Below are 7,273 nucleotides of genomic sequence, written 5' to 3'. Positions count from 1 at the left end.
GTGCGCACCGCGACCGCGGTACCGAGCCGCTCGGCCGGGTACGCGAGCCGCAGCAGCGCGAGGGTCGCCGGCTGGAGCAGCGCCCCGAACAGCCCCTGGGCCGCGCGCAGGGCGATCACCCAGCCGGCCCCCGGCGCGAGCGCGATGCCCGCCGAGGCCGCCGCGAAGCCGAGTACGCCGGTGAACAGCAGCCGGGTGTGCCCGTACCGGTCACCGAGACGGCCGGCGAGGACGAGGAAGGCGGCCACGGTCAGGAGGTAGGCGGTGCTCGTCCACTGGACCTGGGCCAGGCTGGCACCGAGGTCCCGCCGCAGGCTCGGCTGCGCCATGAGCAGCACCGTCCCGTCGACCGCGACGAGCATCGCTCCGGCCGCGCTGACGAGGAGCGCGAGACGGGGCCTCACGGGCGGGGAAGGTGTGCGTGGACGGTGGCGTCGACGAGCTCGCCGACGAACTGCTCCGGGTTTGCCCCCGGCCCGCTCCCGAGGGCGAGGGGCAGGCTGCCCCAGGACCACAGCTGCGCCACACCGTGCAGGTTGGCCCAGAGCGCGGCGGCGGTGATCCGCGGCGGGCCGGCGACGGAACACCGGGTGACGAGCGAGACGAGGACCTCGAACAGCGGCAGCGTGGAATCCCGCAGCCGGGAGCCCGCCGCGCCGTCCTGCCCGGTGCTGTCGAGCAGGTCGTGCCGGAACATCAGCTCGAACATGCCGCGGTGCTCCAGCGCGAAGCCGACGTACGTGCGCCCCAGCGCCCGCACCTGCTCGCGCGGGTCATCGGCGGGGGCCGCCGAGATCGCGGCGGGGACGCGCCCGGCGAGGTCCGCGAACCCGCGCCGGGCGATGGCGGAGAGCAGTGCGTGGTGGGTGGCGAAGTACCGCCGGGGAGCCCCGTGGGAGACCCCGGCGCGCCGGGCGATCTCGCGCAGTCCGAGGCCGGCGGTCCCCTCGGTGGTCACGATCTCCACGCCGACGTCGATCAGCCGCTCGCGCAGCCCGCTGTCCTGATCCATGGACACTGTCTACCAGGTGGCGTAGACAGTGTCTACCAGCGTGTCCACCGACGTGTCTGCCGGGGCGTGTCCGCCAAGTGGTCCATTCGGGCCCTTCCGGGATGATGGGAATGAGCACGGCCGGGCGACGCGCCCGGCCCGGCCGAGGAGGAGGTGACCTGCCATGGCGGAGCACGCGCCGCGCGAGGCCGGTCCGTCGGCGAGCGCGCTGGAAGAGGGCCGCCTGATGAAGGAGCTCGAAGCCATCCACCGCACCCGCCACGAAACCCTGCTGCACGGATCGGACGACGCACTGGTCACGCACACGCAGCGGATGGACGAGCTGGAGAGCGAGTACGTCCGCCGCCACCCGGAACGTGCCCAGACCCCCGGCCGCACCCGCTCCGGCGCCCGCGCCCGTACCTCCCCGGAGGAGCGCGGCTGAGAGAGCCGTCCCGTGTCCTCGGACCGGGCGGTCCGCCGGATCCGCGCCGGGCGGCGGCCCGGCGCACGGCTCGGGCCGGACCGCACAGGGGTGCGTGGTCCGGCCCGGGCAGTCGGCGGCGGCGAAGGGCCCGGTGTTGGTCACCGTGATGTCGTAGCCGAACTCGGTTCCGCCGCGCGCGGTGGCCGGCGCGCCGAGCCGGACCGCCAGGTCCGCCTCGGGCTTGCCGGCGCCGACCTGCACCCGCCCGACCCGGTCGCCGATGACCTCGGTGAACCACATGTTGCCGTCCGGGCCCGCCGTGATGCGGATCGGGACGCTGCCCGCGTGGGGGAGCGGGTACTCCTGGACGTCTCCGCCGGTGGTGATCCGCCCGATCCGGTCGGCCTGTTCCGTGAACCACAGATTGCCGTCGGGCCCCGCGGCGATTCCGTCGGGACCGCTGTCGGCGTTGGGCAGGCTGTACTCCTCGATGGCGCCCGAGGTGCTGATCCTCCCGATCCGGGTGCCGCTGAAGAGCTCGGTGAACCACAGCTTGCCGTCGGGCCCGGCGGTGATGCTCTCCGCGGCGCTGTCGGCGTGGGGCAGGGGGTACTCGGCGAGGACCTGCCCGGCGGGCGTGATCCTCCCGATCCGGTCGCCCGGGTCCTTGGTGTACCAGAGGTTGCCGTCGGGCCCGGCGGTGATGGCGAACGGGGAGCCGGTGCCGCCGGGCAGGTCGTACAGGGTGATGGCACCCGCCGTGGTGATCCTCCCGATCCGGTTGCCGATGATCTCGGTGAACCAGAGGTTGCCGTCGGGGCCGGCGGTGATGCCGAGCGCGACCCCGTCCGCCGGGCGGCGTCCTGGAATTCGGATGCGCCCGGACCGCCCGTCTGCGAGAGTCGCGCGCTGTGAACAGTACTGAGCTCGTGATCCGGCGTGCGGACGACTCCGATGCGGCCGCCATGGCCGACGTATGGCTGCGGTCGTTCGACACCGCGCTGCCGACGGTGCGCCGCGCGCACGAGGACGACGAGGTGCGGAGCTGGTTCCTGCATGTGGTCGTGAAGCAGTACGAGGCCTGGGTGGCCGTCTCCGAAGGCTCCGTGATCGGGCTCCTGGTGCTCGACGGCGAGGAACTCGAACAGCTCTACCTCGATCCGTCGTGGCGCGGCCGGGGCGTGGGTGACCGGATCGTGGAACTGGCCAAGCGGCAGCGGCCCGACGGACTGCGCCTGTGGACCTTCCAGGTCAACGGACCGGCCAGGCGGTTCTACGAGCGGCACGGGTTCGTCGCCGTCGAGCACACCGACGGACTGCGCAACGAGGAGCGGGAGCCGGACGTCCGCTACGTCTGGCAGCCGTAGGTCTCGGTCGGGTCAGGCGTCCAGGGGCTGCCATGCCGGGCCCTGGACGCCCGGGCCGCCCTCGCCGCCTTCACCGTCCTGCCGGACGCGGCCGAACACCACGTCGGCGAAGTGGACGCCGAAGCCGATCGTGCCGGGCTGTGCCAGCTCGGCGACGAGGCGGTGGCGGGACTCGGCCGTCCGTACGAGGTCGTGGTCGAAGGCGGCGGACCAGTCCGGGCGGTCGATCTGGACCGGCGAGTGCACCGCGTCGCCGAAGGCGATCAGACGCCGCCCGCCCCCGGTGACGACGTACTCGGCGTGCCCCACGGTGTGGCCGGGGGTGATGCGCACGTGCACCCCGGGGAACACCTCCTGCCCGTCCGCGACCGTACGCACGCGCGGCGCGAGGGCCGCGACCTGCTCGGCCATGCCCTGGGCCTCCAGGAGGTCGCGCCGCTCCCACTCGGGCTCGGAGATCAGGTACTCGGCGTGGGCGAACGCGAGCCGGCCGGTGGCGGGGTCCGGGTAGCAGGCCCAGCCGAGGTGGTCGGAGTGGAGGTGGGTGAAGGCCACCGCCTCGATGTCCTGCGGCCTGCGCCCGAGTTCGGCGAGGCTGTCCACGAGCGCACCTCCCCGGACCGTGCTGATGGGCCCGTCCGGGCCCTCGTGGCTGCGGGGGCCGAAGCCCGCGTCGATCAGCAGGGCGCGGTCGCCGTGCTCCACCAGCAGGGCGCCGACGCTCCCCACGAGGTGGCCCGCGGCGTCCAGGTACTGGGGGCGCGCGGCCCAGTCCGCTTCGGTGGTGTCCGGGAGCAGCCGCAGCGGCCGGATCCGTACGTCGCCGTCCGGAACGTACGACACCTTCGTGTCGCCCAGCCGTATCGAGCGGATTCCCGCCGGCCGGCGCAGTCGTACGTCCTGAGCAACCGTCAAGTCGGTCATGGGTTCGCTCCCGTGAGTCTTCGTCAGGCCGCCGCAGCGGTTCCTGCGGCGACGACGCCAACCATAAGCATCAAGCTTGAATCATTCAAGCTGGAATTATTTCGTCTTCACGGACTTGTTAGGGTGGTGGCATGACGACGTCCCCCGACTCGCAGGCCAGCGCCGAGCGGCAGCTGTGCGGTCTGGTGAACGGGCTGGCTCAGCGGATCGCCGAACACGTGCGGGAGCAGGCCGGCACCCTGGGCCTCACCGCACCGCAGGCGACGGCGCTGCGGGAGATGAGCGGGCCGATGACCATGCGGGACCTCGCGGAACGCATGTGCTGCGAGCCGTCCAACACCACCTTCGTGGTGGACAAGCTGGAGAAGCAGGGCCTGGTCGAGCGCCACCCGCACCCCACGGACCGCCGCGCCAAGCACCTCGTACTCACGGCGGAGGGCACGGCGCTGCGCACGCGCCTCCTCGACCTCCTCCACACGGATTCCCCGCTGGACGGCCTCGCCCCCGAGGAGCAACATGCCCTCCGCGCCCTCCTGGAACGGGCGGTCACTTCCCGCTGAGCGGGACGTTGCCGGCTCCGGCCGGACGACTCCTACCCTGACGCGAGCACGCGATCGAGCGTCGCCCGGCCCGCGGGTCCCCATGTCCGCTTGCCGCCGGGGAGGCCGCGTTCCCAGGTCCGGCCGATGCCGACGAGGGAGAGCCCCCGCAGCACGGCCCACCCGCGGGCGCGCCGGACCGTAGCGGCGTCCGCGTCCGCGTAGACCTCGAAGAACCGCGGAGCCGCGCCGGCGGGAAGGAGCAGCCAGGCGGCCGCGAGGTCGGTCGCCGGATCGCGCGTGCGCGGCAGTCGCACGGCCGGCTCGTCCCCGAGGCGCCACAACTGGTTGTCCCAGCCGCCGTCCACCACGCGGAGTCCGAGCCCGGCGAGGTCCGGATGCTGTTCGCGCAGGAGGGATCGCACCAGGGCCGTGTCGGTCTCGGCGCCGTCGATGAGTGGATCTCCTGCCGTTCCCCGTGCGTCGGTCCCCGTGCGGGCTGCTGCTACTTCTCGGCGTGCTCGCCCAGGAGGAACAGCAGCCAGACGAACCCGGCGAAGAGGTGCGTGCCGGCGATGTAGAAGAACGCGCGCAGCAGGACGCCGTTCTCCTTCCACTTCTCGTACTTCGCCGCGGCCGCGGCGGCCGCCGCCGAGCGGGCCGGCTCGGAATCCTCGTTCATGTCCGTCATCACCCGAACAGCGTACGGGCGCCTTCGGGCTCCTCGGCCGCGCGGCACCGACCCGGGCCCGCCGTGGATCAGATTTGCATCAGGTGAGACAAATTTGTATCGTTTGATACGAAGGAGGATCGCATGATGAACGAAGAAGAGCTGCTGGACGGCGCCGCGCGCGTCCTCGCCGGCGACCACAGCGCCTCGATGACGCACATCGCCGCAGGCATCGGCACCAGCCGCGCCACGCTCAGCCGCCGCTACGCGACCCGCGAGGCGCTGCTCAAGGCCGTGGCCGCCCGGGCCATCGTCGTCGTCGACGGCTGCCTGGCTCCCGCCGATCTGCCCGCCACCGCCGACGGCGAGGACTTCGACGCCGCCCTGGAGCGGCTCGTCACCGGTCTGCTGCCCGCCGCGCACCTGTACGGGTTCACCTCGCGCGACGCCACCGTGCTCGCCGATCCCGCCTTCCGCGCCGGAATCCAGCGCCAGGACCAGCGGGCCCTCGCCTTCCTCGGCCTCGGCCAGCGCCTCGGCCGGCTGCGCGTCGACCTGCCCGCGTACTGGATCTGGTACTCGCTCTGGGGACTGCTCGACGCCGCCGCCGAAGGCGTCCGCGACGGGCACCTGGCCCGGCGCGACATCGGCCGGCTCGTCCTCGCCTCCTTCCTCAGCGGAACCCGGCCGGCCCCGGCCGCGTGACCCCGCCCCCGCCCCGCCGCGCGACTCCCGCACCACCTCCGCGTACACCGTGAACGGAACCCCCATGCACACCCCCACGCAGGACCCGCGCCGCTGGATCGTGCTCGCGATCCTCTCCGGCAGTCTCCTGCTCATCTCCATGGACACCACGATCCTCAACGTGGCCTTCCCCTCGCTCGTCGGCGACCTCCAGCCGGGCGCCGTGCAGCAGCTGTGGATCATCGACATCTACGCGCTGGCCCTCTCCGGCCTGCTGGTCACCGCCGGCGCCCTCGGCGACCGCTGGGGCCGCAAGCGGCTGCTGATGGCCGGCTTCGGCATCTTCGCCGTGGCCTCGCTCATCGCCGTCTTCTCCACCGAGGCCTGGCACGTCATCGCGGCCCGCGCCCTCCTCGGCGTCGGCGGCGCCGCGATCATGCCGTCCACCCTGTCGATCCTGCGCAGCGTCTTCACCGACGCCAAGGAACGCGCCTTCGCGCTCGCCGTCTGGGCCGCCGTCTTCGGCGGCGGCATGGCCTTCGGCCCGGTCGTCGGCGGACTGCTCGTCCAGGACTACGGCTGGCACTCCGCCTTCCTCCTCAACATCCCCGTCACCGCGCTCATCGTCGCGGCCGGTCTGCGCTACCTCCCCGAATCCCGTTCCCCGCGCGCCACCGGCACGTGGGACTGGTGGGGCGTCGGCCAGTCGATCGTCGGCATGCTCGCCCTCGCGGGCGGCATCAAGCAGCTCGGCAAGAGCGGCGTCGCCGACCCGCTGCCGTGGGCCCTGCTCGCCCTCGCCGCCGTCTCCCTGACCGTGTTCGTACGCCGCCAGCTGCGCGTGGACAACCCGCTGCTGCAGGTCCGGCTGTTCGCCAAGCCCGCGTTCAGCGTGGCCGCCACCGCGATCTTCCTGCCCATGGTGGGCATGGGCGCGATCCTGTTCCTGGTCACCCAGTGGTTCCAGTACGGCCAGGGCTACACCCCGCTCGAAGCCGGCGTATCGCTGCTGCCCGCCCCGCTCGCGCTGATCTGCGCCTCGATGGTCGCCCCGGCCCTCATGCAGCGCTTCCCGATCCGGCACGTGCTCGGCGCCGGCCTGGTGGTCCTCGCGCTGGGCATGGCACTGCCCTGGACCCTCCAGCAGTTCACCGGCCTCGGCTACCCCGCCTTCGCCGTGGCGCTCGGGATCATGGGCCTGGGCGCGGGCATCGCCACCACGGTCGCCTCGGTGACCCTGATCTCCACGGCCCCGGCCGACGAGGTCTCCAGCGCCGCGGCCATCGAGGAGACCTGCTACGAACTGGGCTCGGCCATGGGCGTCGCCATCCTCGGCTCCACCGCCGCGGCGCTCTACCGGGCCAACCTCCCGGCCCTGGACCTGGACTCGACCACGCTGACCGCCGTACGGGACTCCGTGGGCGAGGCCGCCCACACCGCCGAACTGCTCGGCGGCACCGTCGGCCAGACCCTGCTCGACGCCGCCTCGCAGGCCTACACCCTGGCGATCACCCCGGCGTTCCTGATGGCCGGCGCCCTCGCGGTCGCCGCCGCCGCGACCACGTGGGCCCTGATCCCGCGCGATCTGCGGCCGACCGAGAACCACTAGTCGAGTAGGTCGAGCAGTACGGACGTCCGCGGAGCGGTGTGGGCGTACGCGGTCTACGAGGC

At 73.0% G+C, this 7,273-nt stretch carries 10 protein-coding genes and 1 pseudogene; 5 read left to right on the top strand and 6 right to left on the bottom strand.

The window, feature by feature from the left end:
- Window positions 1-362: MFS transporter (locus ACWGDE_RS33685; RefSeq protein WP_453392855.1), on the bottom strand; the 362-nt coding region annotated here is incomplete at its 3' end.
- Between the two features lie 38 nt (window positions 363-400).
- Entirely contained in the window at window positions 401-1,012 is a 612-nt protein-coding gene (locus ACWGDE_RS33680; RefSeq protein ID WP_453392853.1) for a TetR/AcrR family transcriptional regulator, read from the bottom strand.
- Between the two features lie 163 nt (window positions 1,013-1,175).
- Between ACWGDE_RS33680 and ACWGDE_RS33675 the strand changes: the two genes are divergently transcribed.
- The gene (locus ACWGDE_RS33675) at window positions 1,176-1,436 is read left to right on the top strand and encodes a DUF6158 family protein (RefSeq protein ID WP_453392852.1); all 261 of its coding nucleotides are present in this window, start codon (window positions 1,176-1,178) and stop codon (window positions 1,434-1,436) included.
- A gap of 291 nt (window positions 1,437-1,727) precedes the next feature.
- On the opposite strand, the pseudogene ACWGDE_RS33670 reads toward ACWGDE_RS33675, so the two are convergent.
- Window positions 1,728-2,210, bottom strand: a pseudogene (locus tag ACWGDE_RS33670) (Vgb family protein); the annotation flags it as partial.
- 173 nt (window positions 2,211-2,383) lie between these two features.
- Here ACWGDE_RS33670 and ACWGDE_RS33665 point away from each other — a divergent pair.
- The gene (locus ACWGDE_RS33665; protein WP_453392854.1) at window positions 2,384-2,785 is read left to right on the top strand and encodes a GNAT family N-acetyltransferase; all 402 of its coding nucleotides are present in this window, start codon (window positions 2,384-2,386) and stop codon (window positions 2,783-2,785) included.
- A gap of 12 nt (window positions 2,786-2,797) precedes the next feature.
- Here the strand turns inward: ACWGDE_RS33665 and ACWGDE_RS33660 are convergent, their stop codons facing one another.
- Window positions 2,798-3,709 (bottom strand): MBL fold metallo-hydrolase, encoded by a 912-nt coding sequence (locus ACWGDE_RS33660; protein ID WP_453392851.1) that lies wholly within the window; start codon window positions 3,707-3,709, stop codon window positions 2,798-2,800.
- 131 nt (window positions 3,710-3,840) lie between these two features.
- On the opposite strand from ACWGDE_RS33660, the gene ACWGDE_RS33655 reads away from it, so the two are divergent.
- On the top strand, window positions 3,841-4,269 hold the full coding sequence (locus ACWGDE_RS33655) for a MarR family winged helix-turn-helix transcriptional regulator (protein WP_453392850.1): 429 nt from the start codon (window positions 3,841-3,843) through the stop codon (window positions 4,267-4,269).
- 32 nt (window positions 4,270-4,301) lie between these two features.
- Here the strand turns inward: ACWGDE_RS33655 and ACWGDE_RS33650 are convergent, their stop codons facing one another.
- The gene (locus ACWGDE_RS33650) at window positions 4,302-4,673 is read right to left on the bottom strand and encodes a hypothetical protein (RefSeq protein ID WP_453392849.1); all 372 of its coding nucleotides are present in this window, start codon (window positions 4,671-4,673) and stop codon (window positions 4,302-4,304) included.
- An 80-nt stretch (window positions 4,674-4,753) separates the two neighbouring features.
- Entirely contained in the window at window positions 4,754-4,939 is a 186-nt protein-coding gene (locus ACWGDE_RS33645) for a DUF6126 family protein (RefSeq protein WP_453392848.1), read from the bottom strand.
- Window positions 4,940-5,062: 123 nt separating this feature from the next.
- On the opposite strand from ACWGDE_RS33645, the gene ACWGDE_RS33640 reads away from it, so the two are divergent.
- Together ACWGDE_RS33640 and ACWGDE_RS33635 are read left to right on the top strand one after the other, a co-directional pair.
- On the top strand, window positions 5,063-5,623 hold the full coding sequence (locus ACWGDE_RS33640; RefSeq protein WP_453392847.1) for a TetR/AcrR family transcriptional regulator: 561 nt from the start codon (window positions 5,063-5,065) through the stop codon (window positions 5,621-5,623).
- 64 nt (window positions 5,624-5,687) lie between these two features.
- Window positions 5,688-7,211 (top strand): MFS transporter, encoded by a 1,524-nt coding sequence (locus ACWGDE_RS33635; RefSeq protein WP_453392846.1) that lies wholly within the window; start codon window positions 5,688-5,690, stop codon window positions 7,209-7,211.
- Window positions 7,212-7,273 lie beyond the last annotated feature (62 nt).

This window comes from Streptomyces sp. NPDC054956, from assembly GCF_053609185.1.
The sequence above is the reverse complement of the archived record's forward strand: the minus strand, read 5'-3'. Positions and strand labels throughout refer to the sequence as shown.

Coding starts and splice junctions, on each gene's coding strand:
- ACWGDE_RS33680 (WP_453392853.1), bottom strand. CDS start 1,012: ATGGATCAGGACAGCGGGCTGCGCGAGCGGCTGATCGACGTCGGCGTG.
- ACWGDE_RS33665 (WP_453392854.1), top strand. CDS start 2,384: ATGGCCGACGTATGGCTGCGGTCGTTCGACACCGCGCTGCCGACGGTG.
- ACWGDE_RS33655 (WP_453392850.1), top strand. CDS start 3,841: ATGACGACGTCCCCCGACTCGCAGGCCAGCGCCGAGCGGCAGCTGTGC.
- ACWGDE_RS33640 (WP_453392847.1), top strand. CDS start 5,063: ATGATGAACGAAGAAGAGCTGCTGGACGGCGCCGCGCGCGTCCTCGCC.
- ACWGDE_RS33635 (WP_453392846.1), top strand. CDS start 5,688: ATGCACACCCCCACGCAGGACCCGCGCCGCTGGATCGTGCTCGCGATC.
- ACWGDE_RS33645 (WP_453392848.1), bottom strand. CDS start 4,939: ATGACGGACATGAACGAGGATTCCGAGCCGGCCCGCTCGGCGGCGGCC.
- ACWGDE_RS33660 (WP_453392851.1), bottom strand. CDS start 3,709: ATGACCGACTTGACGGTTGCTCAGGACGTACGACTGCGCCGGCCGGCG.
- ACWGDE_RS33675 (WP_453392852.1), top strand. CDS start 1,176: ATGGCGGAGCACGCGCCGCGCGAGGCCGGTCCGTCGGCGAGCGCGCTG.